At 66.2% G+C, this 25,092-nt stretch carries 26 protein-coding genes; 11 read left to right on the top strand and 15 right to left on the bottom strand.

Annotated features, from left to right (window positions below; translation table 11 throughout):
• Positions 1–92: 92 nt before the first annotated feature.
• Positions 93–1,085 carry a hypothetical protein gene (locus QSJ18_RS06950; RefSeq protein WP_286325598.1) on the top strand — a complete coding sequence of 331 codons (993 nt, stop codon included), beginning with the start codon at positions 93–95 and terminating at the stop codon, positions 1,083–1,085.
• 90 nt (positions 1,086–1,175) lie between these two features.
• Here the strand turns inward: QSJ18_RS06950 and QSJ18_RS06945 are convergent, their stop codons facing one another.
• The 6 genes from QSJ18_RS06945 to QSJ18_RS06920 all read right to left on the bottom strand — a co-directional run bounded on the left by QSJ18_RS06945 (position 1,176) and on the right by QSJ18_RS06920 (position 5,207).
• Positions 1,176–1,724 (bottom strand): carboxymuconolactone decarboxylase family protein, encoded by a 549-nt coding sequence (locus QSJ18_RS06945; protein WP_286325597.1) that lies wholly within the window; start codon positions 1,722–1,724, stop codon positions 1,176–1,178.
• Between the two features lie 2 nt (positions 1,725–1,726).
• A complete protein-coding gene (locus tag QSJ18_RS06940) occupies positions 1,727–2,227 on the bottom strand; it encodes a hypothetical protein (protein ID WP_286325596.1) in 501 nt (166 codons plus the stop codon).
• Complete coding sequence (locus tag QSJ18_RS06935) at positions 2,224–2,841, bottom strand: hypothetical protein (protein WP_286325595.1); 618 nt, start codon at positions 2,839–2,841, stop codon at positions 2,224–2,226. The genes QSJ18_RS06940 and QSJ18_RS06935 overlap by 4 nt, the downstream gene beginning before the upstream one ends.
• Positions 2,838–3,341: an RNA polymerase sigma factor gene (locus QSJ18_RS06930; protein WP_462476006.1), complete on the bottom strand. Its 504-nt coding sequence runs from the start codon at positions 3,339–3,341 to the stop codon at positions 2,838–2,840. Before QSJ18_RS06930 ends, QSJ18_RS06935 begins: the two co-directional genes overlap by 4 nt.
• 136 nt (positions 3,342–3,477) lie before the next feature.
• Complete coding sequence (locus tag QSJ18_RS06925) at positions 3,478–3,936, bottom strand: nuclear transport factor 2 family protein (protein WP_462476005.1); 459 nt, start codon at positions 3,934–3,936, stop codon at positions 3,478–3,480.
• A complete protein-coding gene (locus QSJ18_RS06920) occupies positions 3,933–5,207 on the bottom strand; it encodes a cytochrome P450 (RefSeq protein WP_462476004.1) in 1,275 nt (424 codons plus the stop codon). The genes QSJ18_RS06925 and QSJ18_RS06920 overlap by 4 nt, the downstream gene beginning before the upstream one ends.
• Positions 5,208–5,590: 383 nt before the next feature.
• On the opposite strand from QSJ18_RS06920, the gene QSJ18_RS06915 reads away from it, so the two are divergent.
• Both QSJ18_RS06915 and QSJ18_RS06910 read left to right on the top strand, forming a co-directional pair.
• The gene (locus QSJ18_RS06915; protein ID WP_286325593.1) at positions 5,591–6,754 is read left to right on the top strand and encodes a steroid 3-ketoacyl-CoA thiolase; all 1,164 of its coding nucleotides are present in this window, start codon (positions 5,591–5,593) and stop codon (positions 6,752–6,754) included.
• Positions 6,755–6,769: 15 nt separating this feature from the next.
• Positions 6,770–7,249 carry a nitroreductase family deazaflavin-dependent oxidoreductase gene (locus QSJ18_RS06910; protein ID WP_286325592.1) on the top strand — a complete coding sequence of 160 codons (480 nt, stop codon included), beginning with the start codon at positions 6,770–6,772 and terminating at the stop codon, positions 7,247–7,249.
• 124 nt (positions 7,250–7,373) lie between these two features.
• Here the strand turns inward: QSJ18_RS06910 and QSJ18_RS06905 are convergent, their stop codons facing one another.
• Complete coding sequence (locus QSJ18_RS06905) at positions 7,374–7,985, bottom strand: TetR/AcrR family transcriptional regulator (RefSeq protein WP_286325786.1); 612 nt, start codon at positions 7,983–7,985, stop codon at positions 7,374–7,376.
• A gap of 227 nt (positions 7,986–8,212) precedes the next feature.
• Here QSJ18_RS06905 and QSJ18_RS06900 point away from each other — a divergent pair, with 227 nt between their 5' ends.
• Complete coding sequence (locus QSJ18_RS06900; RefSeq protein WP_286325591.1) at positions 8,213–9,472, top strand: cytochrome P450; 1,260 nt, start codon at positions 8,213–8,215, stop codon at positions 9,470–9,472.
• A gap of 111 nt (positions 9,473–9,583) precedes the next feature.
• Here QSJ18_RS06900 and fadD8 read toward each other — a convergent pair whose 3' ends face one another.
• Positions 9,584–11,224, bottom strand: coding sequence for a fatty-acid--CoA ligase FadD8 (gene fadD8 / locus QSJ18_RS06895; RefSeq protein WP_286325590.1), 1,641 nt, complete (start codon positions 11,222–11,224; stop codon positions 9,584–9,586).
• Positions 11,225–11,418: 194 nt separating this feature from the next.
• Between fadD8 and QSJ18_RS06890 the strand changes: the two genes are divergently transcribed.
• Positions 11,419–12,075: a GNAT family N-acetyltransferase gene (locus QSJ18_RS06890; protein ID WP_286325589.1), complete on the top strand. Its 657-nt coding sequence runs from the start codon at positions 11,419–11,421 to the stop codon at positions 12,073–12,075.
• A gap of 75 nt (positions 12,076–12,150) precedes the next feature.
• On the opposite strand, the gene QSJ18_RS06885 is transcribed toward QSJ18_RS06890, so the two are convergent.
• From QSJ18_RS06885 to QSJ18_RS06875, 3 genes are all read right to left on the bottom strand, one after another.
• Complete coding sequence (locus QSJ18_RS06885) at positions 12,151–12,522, bottom strand: hypothetical protein (RefSeq protein ID WP_286325588.1); 372 nt, start codon at positions 12,520–12,522, stop codon at positions 12,151–12,153.
• Complete coding sequence (locus QSJ18_RS06880) at positions 12,519–13,415, bottom strand: SDR family oxidoreductase (protein ID WP_286325587.1); 897 nt, start codon at positions 13,413–13,415, stop codon at positions 12,519–12,521. The genes QSJ18_RS06885 and QSJ18_RS06880 overlap by 4 nt, the downstream gene beginning before the upstream one ends.
• Positions 13,416–13,496: 81 nt before the next feature.
• Positions 13,497–14,333, bottom strand: coding sequence for an SDR family oxidoreductase (locus QSJ18_RS06875; RefSeq protein WP_286325586.1), 837 nt, complete (start codon positions 14,331–14,333; stop codon positions 13,497–13,499).
• 96 nt (positions 14,334–14,429) lie between these two features.
• On the opposite strand from QSJ18_RS06875, the gene echA20 reads away from it, so the two are divergent.
• Genes echA20 through QSJ18_RS06855 form a run of 4 tightly spaced genes read left to right on the top strand, consistent with a single transcriptional unit; the run spans position 14,430 to position 18,070 of the window.
• The gene (gene echA20, locus QSJ18_RS06870; protein ID WP_286325585.1) at positions 14,430–15,215 is read left to right on the top strand and encodes a (7aS)-7a-methyl-1,5-dioxo-2,3,5,6,7,7a-hexahydro-1H-indene-carboxyl-CoA hydrolase; all 786 of its coding nucleotides are present in this window, start codon (positions 14,430–14,432) and stop codon (positions 15,213–15,215) included.
• Between the two features lies 1 nt (position 15,216).
• On the top strand, positions 15,217–16,203 hold the full coding sequence (locus QSJ18_RS06865) for a CoA transferase subunit A (protein ID WP_286325584.1): 987 nt from the start codon (positions 15,217–15,219) through the stop codon (positions 16,201–16,203).
• Positions 16,200–16,967: a CoA-transferase subunit beta gene (locus QSJ18_RS06860; protein WP_286325583.1), complete on the top strand. Its 768-nt coding sequence runs from the start codon at positions 16,200–16,202 to the stop codon at positions 16,965–16,967. The genes QSJ18_RS06865 and QSJ18_RS06860 overlap by 4 nt, the downstream gene beginning before the upstream one ends.
• Positions 16,964–18,070: an NAD(P)H-dependent flavin oxidoreductase gene (locus tag QSJ18_RS06855; protein ID WP_286325581.1), complete on the top strand. Its 1,107-nt coding sequence runs from the start codon at positions 16,964–16,966 to the stop codon at positions 18,068–18,070. The genes QSJ18_RS06860 and QSJ18_RS06855 overlap by 4 nt, the downstream gene beginning before the upstream one ends.
• A gap of 46 nt (positions 18,071–18,116) precedes the next feature.
• Here QSJ18_RS06855 and QSJ18_RS06850 read toward each other — a convergent pair whose 3' ends face one another.
• Positions 18,117–19,715, bottom strand: coding sequence for an acyl-CoA synthetase (locus tag QSJ18_RS06850; RefSeq protein ID WP_286325579.1), 1,599 nt, complete (start codon positions 19,713–19,715; stop codon positions 18,117–18,119).
• A 162-nt stretch (positions 19,716–19,877) separates the two neighbouring features.
• Between QSJ18_RS06850 and QSJ18_RS06845 the strand changes: the two genes are divergently transcribed.
• Positions 19,878–20,936, top strand: a complete 1,059-nt coding sequence (locus tag QSJ18_RS06845; RefSeq protein ID WP_286325578.1) for an MBL fold metallo-hydrolase — start codon at positions 19,878–19,880, stop codon at positions 20,934–20,936.
• 28 nt (positions 20,937–20,964) lie between these two features.
• On the opposite strand, the gene QSJ18_RS06840 is transcribed toward QSJ18_RS06845, so the two are convergent.
• On the bottom strand, positions 20,965–21,501 hold the full coding sequence (locus tag QSJ18_RS06840) for a TetR/AcrR family transcriptional regulator (protein WP_286325576.1): 537 nt from the start codon (positions 21,499–21,501) through the stop codon (positions 20,965–20,967).
• A gap of 42 nt (positions 21,502–21,543) precedes the next feature.
• Between QSJ18_RS06840 and zapE the strand changes: the two genes are divergently transcribed.
• Positions 21,544–22,539, top strand: coding sequence for a cell division protein ZapE (zapE, locus tag QSJ18_RS06835; RefSeq protein ID WP_286325575.1), 996 nt, complete (start codon positions 21,544–21,546; stop codon positions 22,537–22,539).
• A 27-nt stretch (positions 22,540–22,566) separates the two neighbouring features.
• On the opposite strand, the gene QSJ18_RS06830 is transcribed toward zapE, so the two are convergent.
• Positions 22,567–23,178 (bottom strand): TetR/AcrR family transcriptional regulator, encoded by a 612-nt coding sequence (locus QSJ18_RS06830; RefSeq protein WP_286325573.1) that lies wholly within the window; start codon positions 23,176–23,178, stop codon positions 22,567–22,569.
• 90 nt (positions 23,179–23,268) lie between these two features.
• The gene (locus tag QSJ18_RS06825) at positions 23,269–24,786 is read right to left on the bottom strand and encodes an aldehyde dehydrogenase family protein (RefSeq protein ID WP_286325572.1); all 1,518 of its coding nucleotides are present in this window, start codon (positions 24,784–24,786) and stop codon (positions 23,269–23,271) included.
• Between the last annotated feature and the right edge of the window lie 306 nt (positions 24,787–25,092).

Here is a 25,092-nt window from a genome sequence, read left to right as displayed (position 1 = left end):
AACCACACCCAGGGGAAGAACTGACCAAGCGCGCCGTCCACACCTGTGGATCGTCGTCGGCGTTCGCGATGAAGATGGCCGACGATCGGACGATGACCGAGCCCGACGACTTCGACTTCCGCGTGGCGACACCCGCCGGCCGACTCATCCTGCGTCGCGAGGTGATCCGGCAGGGCGGCACGGACGCCGAGATCCGCGCCGCCCTTCGCCACAACCTCGTCGAACGCGTCTGGTGGGGTTCCTACGTCCCGACCGCCCGCCCCGACCCCGACGATCCGTTCGGCGACGCGACCAGCCGATACCGCCGGATGATCGACGCCGCGGTGCGCACCGGCGGGGCGTCGCGATATCTCAGCCACCAGTCGGCCGCGGCCGTGCTCGACATCCCGCTGCTACAGCCCGATCTGTCGACGGTCCATTTCGTGTCGCGTCGTTCGGGACGCACGTCCCCCGGACTCGTCATCCATCAGACGCCGATCCCGGACTCCCAACTCACCACGGTCGGCGGCATGACGGTGACCGGCATCGGCCGTACCGTCTGTGACGTCGCCCGGTCCGGTACCCTGCGTCAGGCGGTTTGCGCACTCGACGCCGGGCTGTACGCGGCACGGTGCCGTGGGGTTCCGGTCGACCTCGCCGAGATCGCGGCGAGCCTACGTCGTCAGCATGGTGTCGACACGCTGCGCGTCGCCCTGGGATTCGCCACCGACCAGTCGGAGAGCGTGGGCGAGTCCCTGAGCCGTCAGGTGCTGGCGGAGACGCACATCGTCCCCGAACCCGAACTGCAGGTGGAGATCATCGTCGCCGACGGATCGGTGAAACGCGGTGACTTCGGGTGGCGCGACCGCACCGGACGCCTCCGTGTGGTCGGTGAGTTCGACGGGAGGACCAAATATCGACGACAATCGGCCGCGAGCGGATATCGCGACGCCGACGACGTCGTCTACGACGAGAAGCTGCGCGAGGACGAGATCCGCGATTGCGGGATCGTCGTCGTCCGCTGGACCTGGGCCGAACTTCGGGACCCGGACGCCCTCGCCGCGAAGGTCCTGCGCGCGCTGCGTCGCGCCGGCATTGCCTGTTAGGCGCCGCAGCCACTCTTCCCCTACTTCCCGACTCATCCCCCAGAAGTTCGTCGGGGACGAATCCGAAAGTCGGGGAAGAAGGTTCGTCCCCTACTTTCGGGACTCGGGGAGGGCACACGCCGCCCCGTCAGACATTCCGGTCGGGCGGACGCCGAGCGCCTGATTGAGCCGCGCCCGCTGGTTTTCCCACGCGATCGTCGCGGCGAGTTCGGCGATCTGGGTGTCGGACAGATGTGCGGCGAGACGGGTTCGCACGTCGGCGAGATCGTCCCCGACGGCCGGGGTGAGGGTCATCACCTCGGCGAACTCGAGGACGAGCTTCTCCGGCTCGGAGTAGGCGGGGCTGTCACGGTAGACCGGCAGATCACGCAGCTGCGCTTCGCCGATACCGCCGTGGACCGCCAGTGCCGAACCGATGTCCAGGCAGTATTCGCAGTTGATCAGTCCCGCGGTCTTCAGCTCGGCGAGTTCCTTCAACCGAGGGTCGAGACGGTTGCTGAAGAGTAGTGCGAACTCGTAGAACCCGTTGGCCGCCAACAGCAGCGGCCGGCGGATGAGCCAGCGATACAGGTCGACTCGATTGCGCTTCGCGGCGGCGAAGACCTTGATGAAGGCCAGGATTCGACGTGCGGCTCTCATGCTCATTGCCCTTTCGATGGGTTGTGTCCGAACTCGGGCCGGGCCGCATAGGCGACGACGACCGGTATCGCCGCGCCGACGACCAGCACCGCGACATTGACGACGTTCTCGGCGGCGGTCAGCGCATCGGCCGGGTGGAGCGCGTGAAAGACCGAGTGCGGCACCGCGAACACGATCAGGCAGATGGAAGCCACGAAGACCAGCGGCCGCAGCCCCCAGATCGCGGCGATCAGCACCAACACCCCGGTGGCCAGGAATCCCGACCCGGTATCGCTGACCAGATGATGGTTGAACGGCGGTTCGGCCGCCACCAGCATCGGCCCGAGACCGGGGAAATGGTCGAAGAAGTGCTGGGGTGCCGACACTGCCCACAGCCCGGTGACCACCTGTGGAATTCCCACCACGACCAGCAACAGCCGGGCCCAGCCCGGCGCGAGGGCACGATCAGCACCCGACGCCGGCGGTGTCCCGACCACGGTGGCCTCACCTAATTCGTCCGTCATACCCGGTCTTCGGCGCCACCCTTGCGGCCGTAACGCCAACCGATCGCAAATGTGACCAGCGCCATAATCGCCGCCAGGCCGGTTGCCCCGTGCAGGGTGGCGCCCCACGCGAAGGTGCCGACCTCGTGCAGCCCGCGTCCACCCAGGATGAGACCGAACGGCACACCGACGATGATCCCGACCGGCAGCCATCGGACCCGCGTCGCCGCGACCAGCACAGCCGACCCGACGGCCAGGAAGGCCAGCCCACCGTCGACCATCGCGTGTTCGTTGAACGGCTCGCCCAGATTGGACGAGATCCACTCCCCCGCAACCATGTTGCCGATGCCATGCACCAGGAAGAAGAACCCGAGTACAGCTGCGGCCAGTCTCGCCCATCGCCAGCGGCGCGCTCGTGCCGACCGCGTCCCGGCCTCGATCCGGGCGTCGATCCTGGCGTGGGTGGCCGCGGACGGATCCGGACGTAGCGCGTTGGCCAGCCACAGCAACTGCGGATCGGTCCCGGTCGACGGCACTCCAGTCAGCATCGCCGAGATCTGGTCGTCGAGCCGGTTGGCCGCAGCCAGGTCGGCATCGCCCGGGGCGGCTTCCGCGTCGAAATCACGTGCATTCATCGCGACATCACCTCCCTGAGCTTGCCCACTCCTCGATACACCAGCATGCGCGCGGCCGTCGGGGTGATACCCATCGCCGCGCCGATCTGCTCCGATGTCATCGACGTCCCGAAGCGCAGCGCGACCGCCTCTCGTTCACGTGGACTGAGGGCGCCCAGATGTCTGCGCACGGTGTCCACGTCGTCGCGACGCAGGGCCATCGACTCGGGGTCGTCGGACTCGGAAACAGCTTCGGGCGCTGCCGATTCGACCGATTCCACCGGCACCTCACGGCTGCGCGTCGTCCACCAGTCCGCGATCCGATGACGGGCGATCCCGACCAGCCACCCGCCGACACTCCCCCGGTCGGGATCGAACCGTTCCCAGGAACGCATCGCCGCCGCGAACACGTCGGCGGTCAGGTCGTCGGCGTCGGCATCGGAGGGTAGCCGGGTGCGCACGTAGCGCCAGATCGGCGCCACATGTTCGCGATAGACCTCGGAGAACGGCTGTGTCACCATCCACCTTTCGCCTCGGCGCCCCCGTCGGGGTGGCGACGGCGCATCAAAGCAGAAATCCACCCCGATCTCCCGCACCCACCCCGACCGTGGTCGGGATGACTGACAGGAGATGGGGTGGAGTCTAGTGTTGCTCGCCTCAAGCCGGACGCAGGGAGTTCATCGTCTTCTCGACCTCCCAGAACGCCCGCAGCGCGACCATCTTGCCGTCGACATCGGCACGATAGGTGAACACGCCCTCCGCCTCGGAGATGTGACCGCCGATGTGGGTGACGATCTTGCCCACATAGGCGACCTCATCGCCGCAGATGATCTCGGAGTCGAAGACGAAGTCGATCTTCTGGGTGTTCGCGATCGAGACATCCCAGAACGCGGAGATCTGGTCGATGCCGTGATGCCCCTTGCCCTCCGGGTCGAACATCGACGGACCGACCGGGTCTTCGACGCTGCCGTCCGCGGCGAAGTTGGCCAGCCAGGCCTCCTTGTCGCGGGCGATCACCGCCGCACGGGACCGACGACCCGCGATGACCGCGGGATGGTTATCCCGGTCGATGTTCAGATACGGCAGAGCTTTCGGATCGGCCGTCACCGGCGTCACCGGTTTCCGTAGTCGACGCGCAGTTCCTTGACGCCGTTGATCCAGCCGTGGCGCAGACGACGCGGTTCTTCCAGACGCGTGATGTCGGGAACGATGTCGGCCAGCGCGTTGAACATCAGGTTGATCTCCATGCGGGCCAGGTTGGCGCCGACGCAGAAGTGTGCGCCGTTGCCACCGAATCCGACGTGCGGGTTGGGGTCACGCAAGATGTCGAATTCGAAGGGATTCTCGAAGACGTCCTCGTCGTAGTTGGCCGACCCGTAGAACAGGCCGACGCGCTGCCCCTGCTTGATGTCGACCCCGCCGATCTGAGTGTCGCGCTTGGCCGTCCGCTGGAAGCAGTTGACCGGGGTCGCCCAGCGGACGATCTCGTCGACGGCCGTCGCCGGACGCTCCTTCTTGAACAGTTCCCACTGGTCCGGGTGCTCCAGGAAGGCATTCATGCCGTGGCTGATCGCGTTGCGGGTGGTCTCGTTACCCGCGACGGTCAGCAGGATGAAGAAGTACCCGAACTCGATCTCGTCGAGGCTCTGGCCATCGATATCCGCGTTGACCAGCGTGGTCACGATGTCGTCGGCCGGGCACTTGCGACGCGCCTCGGCCATGTTGTAGCCGTAACCAAGGATCTCGGCGGACGCCATCTGCGGATCGGCGGTGAACTCCGGGTCGTCGGCGTTCATCATCGAGTTCGACCAGTCGAAGAGCTTGGTGCGGTCCTCTTCGGGCACCCCGAGCAGGTCGGCGATCGCCAGCAGGGGCAGGTCGACGGCAACCTGGTGGACAAAGTCACCGGAACCGGAGTCGGCCGCCTGCTGCACGATCTTGCGTGCCGCCTCGTCGAGCTTCTCCTCCAGGCCGTGAACGGCCTTAGGGGTGAACGCCTTCGAGACGAGCTTGCGCAGACGGGTGTGCTCCGGCGGGTCGTGGTTGATCAGCAGGGCCTTGGTGACGTCGATCTGGTCCTGCGTCATCTCGTCGTCGAAACGCATGATGACGCCGTTGGCGTTGGTTTCCCAGTCGTCGTTGTTCTTGGAGATCTCACGGATGTCCGCGTGCTTGGAGATCACCCAATAGCCGCCGTCGTGGAAGCCACCGCCCTTACCCGGCTGCTGGGCGTTCCACCAGACGGGCGCGGTCTTACGCAGTTCCGCGAATTCCTTGACCGGAATACCCTGTTCGAGCAGGTCCGGACTGGTGAAGTCCCACCCCTCCTGCTCCATGAACGGACACTTGCCGGCACTGCCGACCGGGGCGCTTTGGGCCTGGGTCACGTCACACCACCTCGCTGTGAGATCTCGCAATGAGATTAGAACCTGTTTCAATAGTCATTGAAGCACACTGTGACGTGGATGACACACCTCGGTGAGAACTTGTTTCAGAAGTTGTCTCACGAAGGGCTTTGACCTGGCCTTCCGCGACAGATACTTCCCGAAACTCGTTCCGCGACAGACCGTCAGCCAACCCCTGGATGCCCACTTTCGGACGCCATCGACCGATCGAGGACCGGCTGGCGACCGGCCGACATAGACGTAAACGAGAACATGTTCTAGCTTGAGATCACGGGTGTGCCACAGGTGGCGACACCAACGGACAGCGACGCCCCGGGATCGGATCGATCCACCCCTGGCGTGGCGACATCGACTAAGGAGTGGACATGGGTGTACCGGTGATCGTGGAAGCCGTTCGTACGCCGATCGGGAAGCGCGGCGGCTGGTTGTCGGGACTGCATGCCGAAGAACTGCTCGGCCTGACCCAACGCGGCCTCATCGAGAAGGCCGGTATCGACCCGGCACTTGTGGAGCAGGCCATCGGCGGCTGCGTCACCCAGGCCGGCGCCCAGGCAGGCAACATCACGCGCAAGGCGTGGCTGTCGGCCGGACTTCCCGACCACACCGGCGCCACCACCATCGACTGCCAGTGCGGCTCGGCCCAGCAGGCCAACCACCTGATCGCGGGCCTCATCGCCACCGACGCGATCGACGTCGGCATCGCCTGTGGCGTCGAGACCATGTCGCAGGTCGCTCTCGGCGCCAACGTCGGCACCGAAGCCGGTCCCTACCACGCGGATTCGTGGGATGTGGACATGCCCAACCAGTTCGAGGCGGCCGAGCGGATCGCACGGCGACGCGGGATCACCCGCGCCGACATCGACGAACTCGGCGTGCGAAGCCAGCAGCGCGCCCGACAGGCCTGGGACGAAGGACGTTTCGACCGCGAGGTGCTGGCCGTCAAGGCCCCCGAACGCACCAAAGACGGCCAGCCGACCGGCAACATCCTCGACGTCAGCCGCGACCAGGGCCTGCGCGACACCACACTCGACTCGCTCGGCGCACTCAAGCCGGTCATCGAGGGCGGCATCCACACCGCGGGCACCTCGTCGCAGATCTCCGACGGCTCGGCCGCGATCCTACTCATGGACGAGGCCAAGGCACGGGCGCTCGGTCTGACTCCCCGCGCGCGCATCAAAACACAGGCGCTCGTCGGCGCCGAACCGCACTATCACCTCGACGGCCCGGTGCAGGCCACCGAACGGGTCCTCGCACGCGCGGGAATGTCGTTGTCCGACATCGATCTCGTCGAGATCAACGAGGCCTTCGCGTCGGTGGTGCTGAGCTGGGCACGTGTGCACAACGCCGACATGGACAAGGTCAACGTCAACGGCGGCGCCATCGCACTCGGACATCCGGTGGGTAGCACCGGATCCCGCCTGATCACCACCGCGCTGCACGAACTGGAGCGCACCGACGGTCAGACCGCCCTCATCACCATGTGCGCAGGCGGCGCGATGGCCACCGGCACCATCATCGAACGCATCTGAGTAGGCTGACCCGACATGGATGCCAACAACCGTCCGGCCCAGCTGGATTCGCCCCTGGTCGCGAAGATCATCAAGGTCGGCTCGCGCGCCAACACCGCGCTCTATCGAGCCACCAAGGGACGGATCGGCGGCACCTGGCGGGTTGGTGCCGCGATGCGCAAACCGACCCCGGTCTGTCTGCTCACCACCATCGGCCGCAAGTCGGGTAAGCCACGCACCGCACCACTGCTCTACCTGCGTCGCGGCGACGGCTTCGTCGTCGTCGCGTCGCAGGGTGGCCTGCCATCACATCCGGCCTGGTATCTCAACCTCCGCGACCATCCGGAGGTCGAAATCCAGGTCGGTGGTGAGACATTCGCTCTCACCGCCCGAACCGCGTCCGACGCCGAACGCGACGAACTGTGGCCCCGGTTGGTCGAGATGTACGCCGACTTCGACACTTACGCGGCCTGGACGGACCGGACGATCCCGGTCGTCATCTGCGATCCTCGTTGAGCCCGAATCGCCGATCCACCCTGAGTAGCCGACTCCGGCAACGACCACTCGTCCCCTAGTTTCGCGTTCGTCCCCGAGGTGCAACTGGGGGACGAACGCAAATGTCGGGGAGGAACTTCGTCCCCTACTTTCGGCCGGCCAGTTCGCGGATCGCGGCACCACACCAGACGTCCAGGAATCGCCGACGATCGGCTCCAGTACGGGGCGGTGACCCGGCGTCGAGGAGCATCGACTGCAAGGCCCGCAACACGATCTCGGCGACGATATCCAGCTCGGCCTCACCGAAACCCTCACCGCCCCAGTCGACATCGAGCCGATCGACCATCGAGCGAGCGAACTGCCGCCCCATTTCCGAGGTGATCTCACCGACCACCGGCAGGCTCACATGTCCAGGCCGGAACAGCAGGCCGACGTAATTGTCGGCGGCCAACTCCTCCAGCACACCGGCAATGCCGTCGACGATGGCGACATCCGGCGCAGTGATGCCGCGCAGGCGATCGGCCATCCGGTTGAGCAGTCCGTCGACCGCATCCAACGCGGTGGCGGCCAGCAGTTCATCGGTGCCGGCGAAGTAGCGGTACACCGTCTGGCGGGTGACCCCCAATGCCCGGGCGACGTCGGCGAGGCTCGTGGAGACCCCGCGCGCATCGATGGTCGTGCGCGTCGCGGCGAGGATTCTCGCCACCGCCTCGTCGTCGGTGACCGGTGGCCGGCCACCCCAGCCATGTGTGCGCATCAGCGCATCCCCAGGCATCTGGCAGTGGTCGAATCCATAGGTGAACACCCTACTTCACCTGCGCATTCACCCCTCCGAGGCCGACGTCGGCCGCTTGTCTACCGCACGGTAACCGCCTCTGATTAGGACTTTCCTCCCTTGACCATACAACCAACTTATAGTTGTATGGTGTGGTGATCGGGCACACATTCGTGCGCCCTGGATGCAGCACAACGAAGGATGTCGCGATGACAGCTCCCACCGACGTATGTCCATTCAGCAAGGGGTTCGATTTCACCGACCCCGATCTGCTCGAACGCGGCATGCCGATCCAGGAATTCGCCGAACTGCGGAAGACCGCCCCGGTGTGGTGGAACGCCCAGGTACCCGGCACGGGTGGCGGCTTCCACGACGGCGGATTCTGGGTCATCACCAAACATGCCGACATCCGCGACATCTCCAAGAACAGCCAGTTGTGGTCGACGAACGCCAACGGCGCCATCATCCGACTCCCCGAGTACGTCACCGCCGATCAGATCGAGTTCACCAAGGCCCTGCTGATCAACCACGATCCGCCCGAGCACACCCGTCTGCGCAAGATCGTCTCGCGCATCTTCACCCCGAAGTCCGTCAACTCGCTGCACGACAAACTCCTCGCCTCCGCCAAGCAGATCGTCGCCGACGCGGCCGCCAAAGACACCGGCAACTTCGTCGATGACGTCGCGATTCACCTTCCGCTGCAAGCGATTCTGGATCTGATCGGTGTGCCGGACGCCGATCGTGCACGCATTCACGAGCTCGTCGACGCGATCATCAACAGCGACGACCCGGACCAGACGATCGACCCGGCGACCGCGAATGCCGAACTTCTCGGCTACGCATATGCGATGGCCGAGGAGCGCCGCAAGAACCCGACCGACGACATCACCACCACCCTCATCGAGGCCGACATCGACGGCGAAGGCCTCACCGAGATCGAGTTCGGCTTCTTCGTCATCCTGCTGATCACCGCGGGCAACGAAACCACCCGCAACGCCACCACCCACGGGATGAACGCCTTCTTCGACAATCCCGCGCAATGGGAGCTCTACAAGAAGGAACGGCCGTCGACCACCGTCGACGAGATCCTGCGGTGGGCGACTCCGGTGCACGCCTTCCAGCGAACCGCCCTCGCAGACACCCGCATCGGGGACGTGGACATCGCCAAGGGACAGCGCGTCGGACTGTTCTACAGCTCGGCCAACTACGACGAGGACGTCTTCGCGAACCCCTTCGAGTTCGACATCACCCGAGATCCCAACCCGCACCTGGCCTTCGGCGGGAACGGCGCCCATTTCTGCATCGGGGCGAATCTGGCACGGTTGGAACTCAACCTCATCTTCAACGCGATCGCCGACACCTTGCCGGACATCTCCCGCATCAGCGAGATGCGTCGGGTTCGGTCGGGGTGGCTCAACGGCGTCAAAGAGCTTGGCGTCAGCTACTCCGGCGGCTGCCCGGTCGCCTGAGGACAGGCCGTTCGCGGCGCCCGTCCGCGACGAGCCATCAGCAAGAGCCCGCCCTCACCAGGTGAACTACCTGGTGAGGGCGGGCTCTTCGCGATCGAGACCCGGTCGGCCTCAGCCGACGCCGCGGTCGTTGCCCGCCCAGTACTGGGCCCGCAGCGCCTTCTTGTCCGGCTTACCGAGCGCGGTCAGCGGCAGCGACTCGGCGAAGATGACCTGTTTGGGCGACTGCACCGCCCCCTTCCGCTCCTTCACCGACTGCTGGATGGCCGCGCTCACCGCGGCCTTCGCCTCATCCGAGGTATCGGCGTCGGCGCGCAACACGACGATTGCGGTGACGGCCTCTCCCCACTTGTCGTCGGGTACGCCGATGACACCCACCTGGCCGACCGAAGGATGTTCGGCCACCACATCTTCCACCTCACGCGGGAAGACATTGAACCCCCCGGTGACGATCATGTCCTTGGTGCGATCCACGATGTACCAGAAGCCGTCCTCGTCCTCGCGGGCGACGTCACCGGTTCGCAGCCAGCCATCACGGAAGGTCTCGGCGGTCTGTTCGGGTAGACCCCAATAGCCACCCGCGAGCAGCGGGCCCGCGACGCAGATCTCACCCGGCTCGCCCTTGGCCACCGGCTTGTCGTCGGGGCCGAGGAGTGCGGTTCGCAGGAAGGCCGACGGTCGACCACAGCTACTCAGGCGACGGGGGTCCTCGCCGGGCCCCGGGTGATCGTCCTTGGCCAGGTAGCTGATGACCATCGGCGCCTCGGACTGGCCGTAGTACTGCGCGAAGATCGGCCCCAGGCGTTCGATGGCCTCGGCCAGGCGGACCGGATTAATCGGCGACGCACCGTAATACACCGTCTCCAGGGAGGACAGGTCACGCGTGCGGGAGTCGGGGTGATCGAGCAGCGCGTAGAGCATCGACGGCACCAGCATGGTCGCCGTGATCTTCTCCTCCTCGATCGTCCGCAGCACCTCGGCCGGGTCGAATTTCGACAGCACGACCAGCTGCCCGCCCTTGATCAGGGTCGGCACGAAGAACGCCGCACCCGCATGCGACAGCGGGGTGCAGAGCAGGAACTTCGGGTGTTCCGGCCATTCCCATTCGGCGAGCTGGATCTGGGTCATCGTGGCCATGGCGCGGGCCGTGCCGATCACGCCCTTGGGCTTGCCGGTGGTGCCGCCGGTGTAGGTGATCGACACCGTGTGGTCCGGTGAGAGTTGTGCGGCCACAAGCGGCTTGGGCTGATACTGGGCTGCCTCGGCGATGACGTCGCGGCCGGCGCCCGCCAGTTCCTCGGGGACCGGCCCCAGGGTCAGGATCTGCTTGAGACTGTCGACGCGCTCGAGTAGGGCCACGGCCCGTTCGACGAACATCGGCACCGGATCGATGACGAGGGTGGTGACACCCGCGTCGGAGAGGACATAGGCGTGATCATCGAGCGAACCGAGCGGGTGCAGCGCGGTGCGGCGCCAGCCCTGCGATTGTCCGGCGCCGATCACCAACAGGACCTCGGGACGGTTGAGCGCGAGCAGGCCGACCGCGGCCCCCGACCCCGAACCGAGCCCCTCAAAGGCTTGCACGTAGCGGCTGATGGCGTCGGCCATCTCGCCGCCGGTGAGTTCGGTGTCGCCGAGCACCAGCACCTTGCGCTTGGCGTGCCGACGCAGTGCCGCCACCATGAGGTCCCCCATGTGCGTGCCGCCGCGCAGCGGATCGAATTCGGTCGTCTGCAACTGTTCGTCCGTCATGCACTCAGACTAGGACGTGTTCCAGAATTGCGAAAGCATCCCGCCATTCCATGCGTCTTTACATGGGTTTTACCCCGACAACGACGCGAGCACCAATGGTGAACACGTTCTAACTTTCCCCACAAGTGGCGATTCGGGCGCGTCGGTGAATTTCGCGCGAGCCTACCTGCGAGTAGTGACTTAGGATCGCACTCATGACTGATCTCGACCTCGCCACCACCCGCCGCGACATCACCGACGCCCTGCTCACCGCACTCGAGCGTCGCCACGAGGTTCTCGACACCATCGTCGACGCGGACAACCACGCGGACGCCGCGTCCGCGATCGCCGCGTTACTCGACAAGTCACAGCTCGGCGCCGAGGCCATCCTGGACATGAAGCTCAAGCAGCTCACCAAGGACGAACGCCGCAAGAACCAGGCCGAGCTCGATGATCTGAACACCGAGCTGACCTTCACGCTGGCCGAGCGACCCGCCAGCAGCGGCGACACCCTCGACCTGCGCCCCTTCGACGCCGACGCCGACGCCGACCTCTTCGCGGTCCGTACCGACGAACTCGGAGTCGCGGGCGACGGATCGGGCGCTCCGGCAACCGAACTGTCCGAGGAACTGTCCCAGGCGGCCGCCCGCGTCGACAACGAGGAGGCCGTCTGGCTCGTCGCCGTCGAAGGTCCGGCGAAGGTCGGTTTCGTCTTCGGTGAACTCACGCACGGCGAGGTGGATGTCCGGATCTGGATCCACCCCGACCACCGCAAGCACGGTTTCGGCACTGCCGCGCTACGCAAGTCCCGTACCGAGATGGCCGCGTACTTCCCCGGCGTGCCGATGGTCGTGCGAGCACCGAGCGCCTGACGCACCCAGCACGACAAAAGACGACAGCCACCGGGTCGCTCCCGGTGGCTGTCGTCTATCCCGCTGGGGTTTCGCTCAGTGCCGACGCCGGGGAAACCCGAAGCGCGCGACGATCTTCCGAATGCGGTCGGTCTCGTCGACGACGAAGGTCTCCGACACCGGGGCGGCAAGTCGCAACACCGACGGCCGCACATGGACGAAGTACCGGGTGACGACGGTGTGCCCGTCGACCTCGGCGACGAACCCGCTCACCCGGGTGATCAACCGAAACTGCGGGCCGCGCGCCAGGCTGCGCGCGATATGCGCACCGCTGCGGCCGGTCTTGACGCCGAGTTCGATGCGCGTGCACTCCGGATGCAACGACACCCCACTCGGATCGTGACTGACCAGCGCGTCGACATAAGCCCTGGCCACCGCGATCCGACCGGCCGCACGATCAGCGGTCACCGGGCCCCGTACACGGGCACCGGCGCCGGCGTCTTGGCGAGGATGTCGGCCACGGCGGCCCCCACCTCCGCGGGCTCCCAGCGGGCACCCTTGTCCTGCTCGGCGCTTCGCTGCCAGCCGTCGAGGGCGGTGATGCGGCCACCTTCGACCTCGAAGACGCGACCGTTGACCTCACCGGCACCCGGTGAGGCGAGCCAGACCACCAGCGGTGAGATGTTCGCCGGATTCATCGCGTCGAAGGAACCGTCGGCCGGTGCCGCCATCTGTTCGGCCATCTCCCCGCCCGCGCCCATGGTCATCTGGGTGCGCGCGGCCGGCGCGATCGCGTTGACCGTCACGCCGTAGCCGCCGAGTTCGGCCGCGGCCTGAATCGTCAGGCCGAGGATCCCGGCCTTGGCAGCCACATAGTTGCCCTGCCCGACCGAGCCGAACAGCCCGGCACCCGACGAGGTGTTGACGATGCGAGCCTGCCGCGCGCGGCCGGCCTTGGCCTCACCCCGCCAGTAGGCGCCGGCATGCCGCAGCGTCACGAAATGCCCCTTGAGGTGCACCCGCACCACCGAATCCCATTCGTCCTCGCCGAGTGACAACAGCATGCGATCCCGCACGAAACCGGCGTTGTTGACCAGGATGTCGAGTCCGCCGAAGGTGTCGAGTGCGGTCTGCACCAGGGCACCGCCGTCGGCCCAGTCCGCCACATCGCCGACGGCAGCCACCGCCTGACCACCGGCCGCCGTGATCTCCTCGACGACTGCGTTCGCCGAATCCGCCGCATAATCGTTGACGACGACCTTCGCCCCGTCTGCCGCGAAGGCCAGCGCATGCGAGCGCCCGATGCCCTGTCCGGCGCCGGTCACGATCGCGACGCGCCCCTCATTCAACTTCTCGCCCAACGTCTTTCCTCTCCAGCGTGAGTTCTTACTCAATCCAGTGCGATGTTCAGGTGGCACCCGACGTCACCGCGCGGCGGCCCGTCAGGCCGACACGCCGGTACCGACGGTGTCGCTACTCGCGGCGTTGTGTGCGGTGTCGCTGTTGACCGTGGCCGCGTCCAGGAACGCCGGCCGCTCGCCGCCGCCGTGCACGGTCAGCGTCGAACCGGTGATGTAACCGGCCAGCGGCGACAGGAGGAATGCAACCGCATTCCCGACGTCGACCGGGGTGGCCATCCGGCCCATCGGGATGGTCGCACCGACGGCGGCGATACCCGCGTCGTCGCCATAGTGCAGATGCGCCTGTTCGGTCTCCACCGGCCCGGCGACCACCGAGTTGACACGTACCCGCGGCGCCCATTCGACGGCCAGCGATCCCATCAGGTTGTCCAGTCCGGCCTTGGCCGCGCCGTAGGCGGAGGTGCCCGGAGAGGGCCGATGCCCGCTGACGCTGGAGACGTTGACGATCGCACCCCCGCCATCCTGTTGCTGCATCACCGCGTTGGCATGCCGTGCGACGGCCAACGGCGCGAGCAGGTTGAGGTCGACGATCTTGCTGGTGAAACGTGCCGATGCATCGGCGGCCAGCGCGAACGGCGACCCGCCTGCGTTGTTGACAACACCGTCGAGGCGGCCGAGTTCGCCGAGAATCCGCTCGATCATGGCCGCGACCGCGGTGTCGTCACGCACGTCGCAGGAGATGAACAGATGCGCGGCCAAATCGTCGGGAATCGAGTCGGGATGGCGTCCGCAGATGACCGGCCGAGCACCCAGCGAGGCCAGCACCCGGGTGATCCCGGCTCCGACCCCGCGGGCACCTCCGGTCACCAGGACGACCCGTCCACCCAGCCCGACGTCCACCTGCGACTCCGTACTCATGGGTGCTACCCTACCAAACAACCAAGCACTTGCTTGGTTCTGCGTGCGAGCCGGAGTCCCCGGCATTGCCACGCGGATCCGACGAGAGGAGCACGGGTGCCGATCACCACCACACGCACCGCATCCGGGATCGTGACGGTGACCGTCGACTATCCCCCGGTCAACGCACTGCCATCGGCGGCATGGTTCGAACTCGCCGATGCCATCACCACGGCCGGCGAGGACACCGACACCCACGTGGTGATCCTGCGCGCGGAGGGACGCGGCTTCAATGCCGGCGTCGACATCAAGGAGATGCAGGCGACCGAGGGATTCGATGCCCTGATCGGCGCCAACCGCGGTTGCGCCGCCGCATTCTCCGCCGTCTACGACTGCGCGGTGCCGGTGATCGTCGCCGTCAACGGATTCTGCGTCGGCGGCGGCATCGGCCTGGTCGGCAATGCCGACGTCATCGTCGCCTCCGACGACGCGATCTTCGGGCTGCCCGAGGTGGATCGCGGGGCCCTCGGCGCGGCAACGCATCTCGCCCGGCTGGTGCCTCAGCACATGATGCGCACGCTGTACTACACCGCGCAGAATGTGACCGCGCAGCAGCTCGAACACTTCGGCTCGGTGTACCGGGTGGTACCGCGTGAACAGTTGCTGGACACCGCACTCGAAGTCGCCGAGCAGATCGCGGTCAAGGACACCCGGGTGATCCGCGCCGCGAAGGAGGCCATCAACCACATCGATCCGGTCGACGTGAAGGCCAGTTACCGCCTCGAGCAGGGTTTCACCTTCGAACTCAACCTCGCCGGGGTCGCCGATGAGCATCGCGATGCCTTCGTCGCCACCGGCAAGCCCCGCAGCAGTGCGGCCAACAGCCATGGAGGAAACGCCTGAGATGACCAGCACCGACAAGACCAGCACCCTCGACGAGGTCATCGGCGAACTGCGCGACGGGATGACCATCGGCATCGGCGGCTGGGGTTCCCGGCGCAAGCCGATGGCCTTGGTCCGGGCACTCGCCCGTTCGGACGTCTCCGACCTGACGATCGTGACCTACGGTGGCCCAGACCTCGGATTGCTTTGTGCCGCAGGCAAGGTCCGGCGCGCCTACTACGGCTTCGTCTCGCTCGACTCGGCGCCCTTCTACGACCCCTGGTTCGCCCACGCTCGCACCACCGGCGCCATCGAGGTACGCGAGATGGACGAGGGCATGGTCAAGTGCGGTCTGGAGGCGGCCGCGGCTCGGGTGCCGTTCCTGCCCATTCGCGCAGGCCTCGGTTCCGACGTCCTCAACTTCTGGGAGGGCGAGCTCAAGACCGTCGAATCCCCGTATCCGGATCCCGACGGGCGCACCCAGACCCTGATCGCGATGCCCGCACTCCGGCTCGACGCGGCCTTCGTGCACCTCGATCTGGCCGACAACCGCGGCAATGCCGCCTACACCGGCATCGACCCGTACTTCGACAATCTCTACTGCGCGGCCGCCGATCGCCGCTACCTGGAGACCGACCAGCTCGTCTCCACCGAGGTGCTGGTGAAATCGGTTCCGCACCAGCGACTTCTGCTCAACAGGATGGATGTCGATCGGGTGGTGCACACCCCCAACGGTGCGCACTTCACCTTCGCCGGACCCGGCGCCGGGAGCGCAGCGAGCGGGCCGAATGTGACCGGCGCCGGGAGCGCAGCGAGCGGGCCGCATGTTACCGGCGCCGATGCGGCCTCCGGATACGCGCGCGACGAGAAGTTCCAGCAGTTCTATGTGGAATCGGCCAAGGACCCCGAGGCGTGGGCGGCCTTCTCCCGCCGCTTCCTCGAGGTCGACGAGGAAACCTATCAGCGCGAGGTCACCGCCTGGCGCAGTGAACAGGAGGACGCCAAGTGACCACCTCAACAGCCGCGTCGGTGGATATCACCCGCGCCGAATACTGCGTCATCGGCTGTGCGGACATCTTCGCCGGTGCCGGTGAGATTCTCGCCTCCCCGATGGCCCCGACGCCGCTTCTCGGCGCGCGCCTGGCGCGGCTCACCTCCGAACCCGATCTGCTCATCACCGACGGCGAGGCACTGATCTTCGCCGAGACCCCGGCGATCGGGAAGACCGGCCCCATCGAGGGCTGGCTGCCGTTCTCGCGGGTGTTCGACGTGGTCGCCTCCGGCCGTCGGCATGTGGTCATGGGCGCCAACCAGATCGACCGGTTCGGCAATCAGAACCTCTCCGCTTTCGGTCCGCTCCAGCAGCCGACGCGGCAGATGTTCGGATCGCGTGGCGCCCCGGGAAACACCATCAATCACCCGACCAGCTATTGGGTTGCGCGCCATACGGCGCGGGTCTTCACCGACACCGTGGACATCGTCTGCGGCGTCGGATACGACAAGGTGGATCCGGACAACCCGGCTTTCGACGACGTCGACATCCACCGGGTGGTCACCAACCTCGGCGTGTTCGACTTCGGCGGCCCGGACCATACGATGCGTGCACTGTCGCTGCATCCGGGGGTCACCGCCGACGAGGTCGCAGAGAACACCTCCTTCGAGGTGGCCGGACTCACCGATGCCCCCGAGACCCGTCGTCCCACCGAAGAAGAACTCACCCTCATTCGAGATGTCCTCGACCCCAAGGGTGTTCGCAACAAGGAAGTCCGATGACCGGCTCCGCACAACCGACACCGGCGCGCGCCGCGGGACTGTCGACGAAGTTCACCGAGCTCGTCGGCATCGAGTATCCGATCGTGCAGACCGGCATGGGCTGGGTTTCCGGTCCCGCGCTCACCTCGGCCACCTCCAACGCGGGCGGGCTGGGCATCCTCGCATCCGCGACGATGACCTATCCCGAACTCGAAGCCGCCGTCGCGAAGACCAAGTCACTGACCGACAAACCCTTCGGGGTGAACATCCGCGCAGATGCCACCGATGCGGGCGAACGGATCGACCTGCTGATCCGTGAAGGTGTGAAGGTTGCCTCGTTCGCGCTGGCACCCAAGAAGGATCTGATCGCCAAGCTCAAAGAGCATGGGGTGGTGGTCGTTCCGTCGATCGGCGCGGCCAAACACGCGGTCAAGGTCGCATCCTGGGGCGCCGATGCGGTGATCGTGCAGGGCGGTGAGGGCGGCGGACACACCGGTCCGGTGGCCACCACCCTGCTGTTGCCGTCGGTGCTGGATGCCCTGGCCGCCAACGGTTCGGACATGCCGGTCGTCGCCGCGGGCGGCTTCTTCGACGGTCGCGGCCTGGCCGCCGCGCTGGCCTACGGTGCCGAGGGCGTGGCGATGGGAACCCGGTTCCTGCTCACCGCCGACAGTGCGGTACCGGATTCGGTCAAGCAGGAGTACCTCACCCGAACCCTCAACGACACGGTCGTATCGGTGAAGGTCGACGGTATGCCCCACCGCGTCCTGCGCACCCCGCTGGTCGAGGCTCTGGAGAGCGGTAGTCCGACAAAGGCGTTGGTCGCCGCCGCACGCAACGCCAACGAGTTCAAGCAGCTCACCGGAATGCGCTGGACGACCATGGTGCGTGACGGCCTGGCGATGAAGCGCTCTGGCGAACGGTCGTGGCAGCAGATCATCATGGCGGGCAACACTCCGATGCTGTTGCGCGCCGGGCTCGTCGAGGGCGATACCCGGGCCGGCGTGCTGGCCTCGGGTCAGGTTGTCGGCATGATCGAGGATCTCCCGACCTGCGACGCGCTGATCCAATCCATCATGGGCCAGGCCCACGAACGATTGAAGACGCTGGGCGCGCTCGGCTGAGACCTCCGGCGCGGGTGTCCTCCCCGGACGACACCCGCGTCGGAACTCATGTCCCGGCGATCTCGGCGTGATCGGTGCGCAGGTTCTTCTTCAGAATCTTGCCGCTGGGATTCTTGGGTAACGCGTCGGCGAAGACGACGTATTTCGGACGCTTGTAGCCGGCGAGAATTCCGGCCAGATGCGTCTCGACCTGTTCCTCGGTCAGCTCGACATCCACTTTGGGCACGATGACCGCGGTGACCGCCTCGATCCACTTCGGGTGGGGCACACCGAAAACCGCCACCTCGGCGACACCGTCGAGTCGGTAGATGGCCTCCTCGACCTCACGGGAGGCCACATTCTCGCCGCCGGTCTTGATCATGTCCTTCTTGCGGTCGACGACCGATAGATAGCCGTCGGCGTCGATGATGCCGAGGTCACCGGAGTGGAACCAGCCATCGGCGAACGCGGCGGCCGTCTTCTCCTCGTCGTTGTAGTAGCCCAGGCAGGCGTGCGGGCTGCGGTGCACGATCTCGCCCACCTCCCCGGTCGGTACCGGATTGTTGTCATCGTCGACGACGATGGTCTCCACGTTCAGGGCCGCCCGCCCCGCCGAACCGGCTCGCTCGATCTGCTCGTCTGGACCGAGAATCGTTGCCAGTGGTGACATCTCGGTCTGACCGTAGAAGTTCCACAGCGAAACGTCGGGGAGTCGGCGAGACATCTCGTGCAGCACTTCCACCGGCATCGCCGAGGCACCGTAGTAGCCCTTGCGCAACGTGGAGAGGTCACGGGTGTCGAAGTCGGGGTGGCGAAGCAGCGAAATCCACACCGTCGGTGGGCAGAACAGCTTGGTGACCCCATGCTTCTCGATGGTGGCGAGCACGGTGACCGGGTCCGGTCCGGGCAGGATGATGCTGGTGGCTCCGAGATAGACATCCACCGACAGGAAACAGTCGAGCTGTGCGCAGTGGAACAGCGGCAGCGAATGGATCTCGATGTCGTCGGCGCTCATCCCGCCGTCGACGATGCAGGACACGTATTGACTGATCAGCGACTTCGAGGACAGCAGAACGCCTTTGGGGCGCGATTCGGTCCCTGAGGTGTACATCAGGCGCAGCGGGTCGTCGTCGGCGACGAGCACGGTGGGCTCGGTGGCGTCACCGGTGAGCATCCATTCGTCGGCGTTGCGCCAGTCCGCCGGGACGTCGGTGCCGGACATCGGGAGGTAGGCGCGCACCGTGGCCGCACCGGCAGACGCGGCCACCGCCTCGGCCACGGTCGGGGTGAGGGCATCCTCGGCGACGACGACCTTCGCCCCGGAATGGTCGAGGATGTAGGCGATTTCGGTCGGACCGAGACCGAAGTTGACCGGCACCAGGATGACGCCGAGGCGAGCTGTCGCGAAGTTGAGCACCGCGTACTGCCAGTTGTTGTGACTCACCAGCGCCAACCGGTCGCCCTTGCGCAGACCGAGTCCGCTGAGCGCGTTTGCACAGCGGTTCACGGCGGCGTCGAATTCGGCGAAGGTGAGGGTTCGGTCTCCGTTGATCAGCGCGACCTTGTCCCCCACCCGCCGCGCGGTGCGTCGGAGGAGGTCACCGATGGTGTGCCGGCGGGCGGTCGCGATCGTGGTCGCGGTGGTCGTGTGCATCTGCGCTGTCATTGCGTCCGGTCATCCTCATATCGTGCCCCCGCATCGTGTTAACCAGATCACACTAGCAACGCATGGTTGAGCCTCGGCGACGGCCTGTGATCGTATGGCTGGAGGGCCGATGTTTATTTTCGCGTCGAATCCCGACGACGTTGTCGGCCCCGAGGAGGCGTGATGCACACGATCGAGGTCACCGGCCATCGTCAGCGAGAGGCCTGGACTGCCAAGGAGTTTCCGCCGGTCGAGGAGGTCCGCCCGGGCTTGTGGTCGATTCCCGTCCCCATCCCGGACAACCCGCTTCGCTACATCCTCGTCTATGTCTTCGTACTGCCCGACGGCGTCGCCCTGATCGACACCGGGTGGAATGCCGAGAGTTCGTGGGATGCCCTGGTCGCCGGTCTGCACGTCACCGGCCACGACATCGCCGACGTGAAACACGTGTCGATCACCCACCTGCACCCCGACCACTTCGGGTTGGTGCCCCGGCTGCTCGAACACGTCGACCCGGTCATCGCGATGCACCGCAACGACGCCCTCCACCTGCGATATTGCTCTCCCACCGAGATCGACCGGCAGATCGAGGTGGATGCCGCCGAACTCGCCTACCTCGGCGCACCGCCCGACGACCCGGCCGAATCGGGTATCCGCTGGTTCACCAGGATGCCCGACGGGCGCGACGTCGACGTCGAACTCGAACACGACCAGCCACTGAATCTGCCCGGCTGGAATCTGCGAGCGCTGTGGACGCCGGGACATACGGCGGGTCATCTGTGCTTCGCCGACGACGATGCCGGGGTGGTCCTCACCGGCGACCATCTGCTGCCCAGGATCAGCCCCAATGTGTCGACCAACGGCTTCCAGGCGGCGGATCCGCTGGCCGACTACCTGGTGTCGCTCGCGCATACTGAGAAGCTCGGAGACCTCGAAGCGCTGCCGTCGCACGAGTATCGCTTCCGCGGGTTGTCGAATCGCGTCACCCACCTGCTCGAACACCACGAGGACCGGCTCACCGAGATCACCGAGGCCATCCGGATACACCCGGAGAGCACGCCGTGGGAGATCACGCGATCGGTGACCTGGTCACGGCCCTTCTCCGACCTACCGAAGAATCTGGCCTATATGGCCCTGCGCGAAACCAACGCACATCTGATCGTCCTGGAGTCGCGCGGTGCGATCGTCGCCGCCGAGGGCACCCCGGTCCGCTGGTCGGTCGCCCCTCCCCCGATTTCGTAGTACGACACCGCGATTACCGCGGTTCGTACTACGACATCGCGGCGGCGATCACCGCCCGAAGACGGTCACGTCGGCGGCGGCCGGTGAAGATGATTCCTTCCAGCGTGATCAGCAGCCGATCTGCCGCGGCGGCGGGATCCACTGCTCCGCGTGAGCGCATCAGCTCCTCGGCGGCCGACGCCGAGAAGAAGCAGTTCGCCAACGAAGTCACCACCGCATCGGGCAGGGTCGGGTCCCCGATGAGGGCGAGTCGGGCACGAACGTCACGGATCCGGTCGGTGAGGAGTTCCTCGACGTAGTCGGTGATGACCTCGACCGGATCACCCGCCGCATCGGCGTCGGCCGGAACGAATCGGCGTCGGAACGAGTCCTGCGAGATTGCCACGAGGTGGTCGGCGGCCGCCGCGATCAGCGATTCGCGGGTTCGGAAGTAGTAGGACGTCGATCCGCGCGGGAGTTCGAGGTGGCGGTCGATGCCCTGGTGGGTGACGGCGTGATTGCCACCGGTCGCCGCCAGGTCCAGCGCTGCATCACAGATCACCGGACGACGATTTGGTCGAGGCATAGCTCACATCCTACCGAAACTCTACGATGATAGAGTTTCGGCATGAGGTCACCGTTCCGGCACCGCACCGCCACACCACCGGCCCTATCACCCGATATGTTCGAGAATGCCGCCCGCCGAGAGGGTTTCGATCTCGACTCGAGCCAGCTCGAGGCCGCGCGAACGCTCGCCGACGACGCCACATGGTGCTATCTCGTCGGCCCGCCCGGACGCGGCAAATCCTGGCTCCTCGACACCTACACGGCGGCACTGCCCGCCGGGATTCCGCTCCGACTGCACTGGCATGAATTCACCCGCGATCTGCATCGCTGCATCCGCACCGCGGGCAGCCTGCCCGCCGGACTGGCGCGATTGCTCGGATCACACACCGTGCTGTGCTTCGACGAGTTCGCGGTCGACGACCCCGCCGACGGCATCTTTGTCGACCGCCTGTTCGCGGCCGCGCGCGCGGCGCATGTGCGGCTGGTCGTGACCAGCAACGTGAGACCTCGCGAACTCATGCCCAACCCGCTGTTCCACGACGGATTCGCACCGACGATCCACCTGATCGAGAGAGAGTTCACGGTCGCCGAACTCGACGCCGGCGTGGACTACCGGACCGAGGCACACACGTCCTCGGGATTCTCGGCCGGACGGTGGATCGTCGGCGAACGGGAGACCGCGGATCGGCGTGCGGACGCCCTGGGTGAACACATCGACGTCAACGGTCGCCGCCTACGCGTCCTGCGGGCGGATGACGACGGGCTGGTCGTCGACTTCGGCGAGTTGTGCGGACGACCACTCGGCGCCACCGACTATCTGACACTCGCCGATCGGTACCGCCGCTGGACCGTCGTCGGGGTCACCGACCTCACCGACGCCGGAAGTGAACCGGCCCAACGCTTCCTGCATCTGGTCGACGTGCTCTACGACAACGACGTCGAGACGAGCTTCGAATCCCGGCTTCCGTTGGAGGACTTCGGGCGACGCGACCTGCTACCACCGCGATTGCTGAGCCGGCTAGGCCAACTGAACGTCGCACCCATCCCGATTTCGTAGTACGACACCGCGATTACCGCTGTCGTATTACGACATCGCGGCGGAGGGGCGCGGCAGGATCCCGTCCAGTACGACGGACAGGTACTGATCGGCGATCTTCTCGACGCTCATCGAACCGCCGGGCCGATACCAGCGCACCGCGACCCACACCGTGTCACGCATGAAGCGATAGACGAGCTCCACATCGAGGTCGGCACGAAACTCGCCATCGTCGACGCCCCGCTGCAGCACCGACTGCCAGAGCTGACGAAACTCGGTGTTCAGCTCACCGATATAGCCGAACCGCTCCTGGCCGGCCAGCCGTTTGGCCTCGTCCTGGTAGATTGCCACCGCATTGCGTTTGGCGTCGATCGACTCGAAGGACGCGATCACCAGCTCGCGCAGCGTCTGCGTCGCCGGCTGCCCGGCCGCCGCGATCTCGCGGTACCGGGCGAACAGATCGTCGAGGAAACCCCGCAGGATCTCGTCGACCATCGACTCCTTGGAGTCGAAGTGGTGATAGAGGCTGCCCGAGAGGATGCCGGCGGCATCGGCGATGTCGCGCACCGTGGTGGACCGCAGACCCTGCTCGGCGAACATGCGCCCCGCCGTGTCCAGCAGTTCGTCCCGGCGCGTTGATTGCGCATTGCGTGGTGGCACCACACCTCCTCGGATCGGACTTCACCCTAGCAAGCGCTTGGCCGGGACCGCAGTATGCGGTCCCGGCCAAGGGCAGATCGACGTCGGGGATCAGCCCAGACGTTTGCGCACCTTCTTGATGGCGCGCTTGTTCCAGAAGTTCCACATCTTGAGCTGGTTGTTGGTCATCTTGGTGTCGCGCGGACGGAACGGCGGCGACATCATCTCCGCCACCGACATCGGCATCTTCGAGAAGGCCACCGCACGCGCATGGCTGAAGGTGTCGAAACCGGTCTTGCCGTGATAGCCACCCATACCCGACCGGCCGACGCCGCCGAAGGGCAGTTCGGCACCGAACAGGTGCAGTGCGAAGTCGTTACCGTTGATCGAACCGCTGCGGGTGCTGTCGGCCAGCTTCTGGAAACGATCGTTGTCATCACCGGACCAGTACATGGTCAGCGGGTGCGGCGCACCGGTGATGTGGCTGATCGCCTCGGACAGATCGCGGTAGGGGTACACCGTGAGCACCGGGCCGAACACCTCGTCCTCGGTGATCTTCATACCCGCCTTGACCCCGGTCAGCAGCGTCGGCGGGATCTTGCGGCGATCGGCGTTCGGCAGTGGCTCCCCACCCGGGATGACCTGATGTTTGGTCGCGCCGAGCGAGACCGCATCGTCGATCAGGCCGACGATCCGGTCGTAGTTCTTCTGGTTGATCGTCGCGGTGAACTCGGGGTTGTCGTAGATCGTCGGGAAGTTCTCGGTCCAGCGGGCGATCACCTTGTCGGTGAACTCGCCGACCTTCGCCTCCGGAACAAAGACGTAGTCCGGGCACAGGCAGACCTGGCCACCGTTGACCATGCGGGCGTCGGCCAGCATCTTCGCGGCCTTGTCGATGTCGGCGTCGACGTCGACGACGGCCGGGTTCTTGCCACCGAGTTCCAGGGTGACCGGGATGAGGTTCTTCGCAGCCTCCTGCGCCACCGACGCACCGACCTCCGGCGAACCGGTGAAGAACATGTGGTCGACCTTCAGCTTCGCGAAATCGGAGCCACCGCCGTGCTTGCTGGTGACGATCGCGAACTCTTCGATGGAGAAGTAGTCGGGTGCATGCTTGGCGATGACCTCGGTGGTCTTCGCGGTGATCGACGACGGCCGCATCAGCACGCGGTTACCGGCGGCGAAGGCCGATCCGGCCGGAACGAACGTCAGCTGCAGCGGGAAGTTCCACGGTCCCATGATGCCGACGACGCCGAGCGGGTCATGACGCACGCGCTGCTTGAAGCCGAGCGCACTCTGCACCTTCGCGGTCTTGGTCTCGGCCATCCACTCCTTGACGCCGCGACGCTGATGGGTCAGGTCGATCATGCAGCCCACCACGTCGGCCGCGATCGACAGATCCCGCGGGCGTGAACCGTAGTCGGCGGTCAGCGCGGCCGCGATCTCCTCGGCATTGTCGAGCAGCAGCGCCCCGAGGCGGGTGATGCGGTCGATGCGGACGTCGGCACTGGGGATGCCGTCGCGTAGGAAGGCCGCACGCTGGATCTCGAGCAATTCGGTGAGGGTGTGCTCCTCCGACGAGACCCCGCGCGCCGGGGTCGTGGTGGTCGCCTCTGCGGGCTTGGTCATCGAGATCCTCCGATTGATCGCGTAGTGAACGGCACCGGAAACGGATCGCGGCGCGTGTGTCACCAATAGTATGCGTCAGATCACAGCGATGTGGCCACACCCGTTGTCAGAAGATGCCGAGTTGTGGTCCTGACCAGCATGTTCACCAGTCCCCCCGGTTGGCTCGCAGCGCCGCTCCGACTCCTCAGCCCCGACCCGGACAGCGATGCGGCGAGGCGGATGATCCGCCTCGCCGCATCCGGTCAGCCGGGGGGGGGGGGGGGGGGGGGGGGGGGGGGGGGGGGGGGGGGGGGGGGGGGGGGGGGG

This window comes from Gordonia heveisoli (assembly GCF_030315745.1).
In the GTDB taxonomy this organism is placed as follows: Bacteria; Actinomycetota; Actinomycetes; order Mycobacteriales; family Mycobacteriaceae; genus Gordonia.
The sequence above is the reverse complement of the archived record's forward strand: the minus strand, read 5'-3'. Positions and strand labels throughout refer to the sequence as shown.

What these genes read in the sequence shown, in the direction of transcription:
- QSJ18_RS06855 (WP_286325581.1), top strand. Translation starts at nt 16,964, where the DNA reads ATGACCGGCTCCGCACAACCGACACCGGCGCGCGCCGCGGGACTGTCG.
- QSJ18_RS06890 (WP_286325589.1), top strand. Translation starts at nt 11,419, where the DNA reads ATGACTGATCTCGACCTCGCCACCACCCGCCGCGACATCACCGACGCC.
- QSJ18_RS06900 (WP_286325591.1), top strand. Translation starts at nt 8,213, where the DNA reads ATGACAGCTCCCACCGACGTATGTCCATTCAGCAAGGGGTTCGATTTC.
- QSJ18_RS06930 (WP_462476006.1), bottom strand. Translation starts at nt 3,341, where the DNA reads ATGGTGACACAGCCGTTCTCCGAGGTCTATCGCGAACATGTGGCGCCG.
- QSJ18_RS06945 (WP_286325597.1), bottom strand. Translation starts at nt 1,724, where the DNA reads ATGAGAGCCGCACGTCGAATCCTGGCCTTCATCAAGGTCTTCGCCGCC.
- QSJ18_RS06850 (WP_286325579.1), bottom strand. Translation starts at nt 19,715, where the DNA reads ATGACAGCGCAGATGCACACGACCACCGCGACCACGATCGCGACCGCC.
- fadD8 (WP_286325590.1), bottom strand. Translation starts at nt 11,224, where the DNA reads ATGACGGACGAACAGTTGCAGACGACCGAATTCGATCCGCTGCGCGGC.
- QSJ18_RS06910 (WP_286325592.1), top strand. Translation starts at nt 6,770, where the DNA reads ATGGATGCCAACAACCGTCCGGCCCAGCTGGATTCGCCCCTGGTCGCG.
- QSJ18_RS06950 (WP_286325598.1), top strand. Translation starts at nt 93, where the DNA reads ATGACCGAGCCCGACGACTTCGACTTCCGCGTGGCGACACCCGCCGGC.
- QSJ18_RS06915 (WP_286325593.1), top strand. Translation starts at nt 5,591, where the DNA reads ATGGGTGTACCGGTGATCGTGGAAGCCGTTCGTACGCCGATCGGGAAG.
- QSJ18_RS06935 (WP_286325595.1), bottom strand. Translation starts at nt 2,841, where the DNA reads ATGAATGCACGTGATTTCGACGCGGAAGCCGCCCCGGGCGATGCCGAC.
- QSJ18_RS06865 (WP_286325584.1), top strand. Translation starts at nt 15,217, where the DNA reads ATGACCAGCACCGACAAGACCAGCACCCTCGACGAGGTCATCGGCGAA.
- QSJ18_RS06840 (WP_286325576.1), bottom strand. Translation starts at nt 21,501, where the DNA reads ATGCCTCGACCAAATCGTCGTCCGGTGATCTGTGATGCAGCGCTGGAC.
- QSJ18_RS06825 (WP_286325572.1), bottom strand. Translation starts at nt 24,786, where the DNA reads ATGACCAAGCCCGCAGAGGCGACCACCACGACCCCGGCGCGCGGGGTC.
- QSJ18_RS06905 (WP_286325786.1), bottom strand. Translation starts at nt 7,985, where the DNA reads ATGCGCACACATGGCTGGGGTGGCCGGCCACCGGTCACCGACGACGAG.
- zapE (WP_286325575.1), top strand. Translation starts at nt 21,544, where the DNA reads ATGAGGTCACCGTTCCGGCACCGCACCGCCACACCACCGGCCCTATCA.
- QSJ18_RS06845 (WP_286325578.1), top strand. Translation starts at nt 19,878, where the DNA reads ATGCACACGATCGAGGTCACCGGCCATCGTCAGCGAGAGGCCTGGACT.
- QSJ18_RS06875 (WP_286325586.1), bottom strand. Translation starts at nt 14,333, where the DNA reads ATGAGTACGGAGTCGCAGGTGGACGTCGGGCTGGGTGGACGGGTCGTC.
- QSJ18_RS06940 (WP_286325596.1), bottom strand. Translation starts at nt 2,227, where the DNA reads ATGACGGACGAATTAGGTGAGGCCACCGTGGTCGGGACACCGCCGGCG.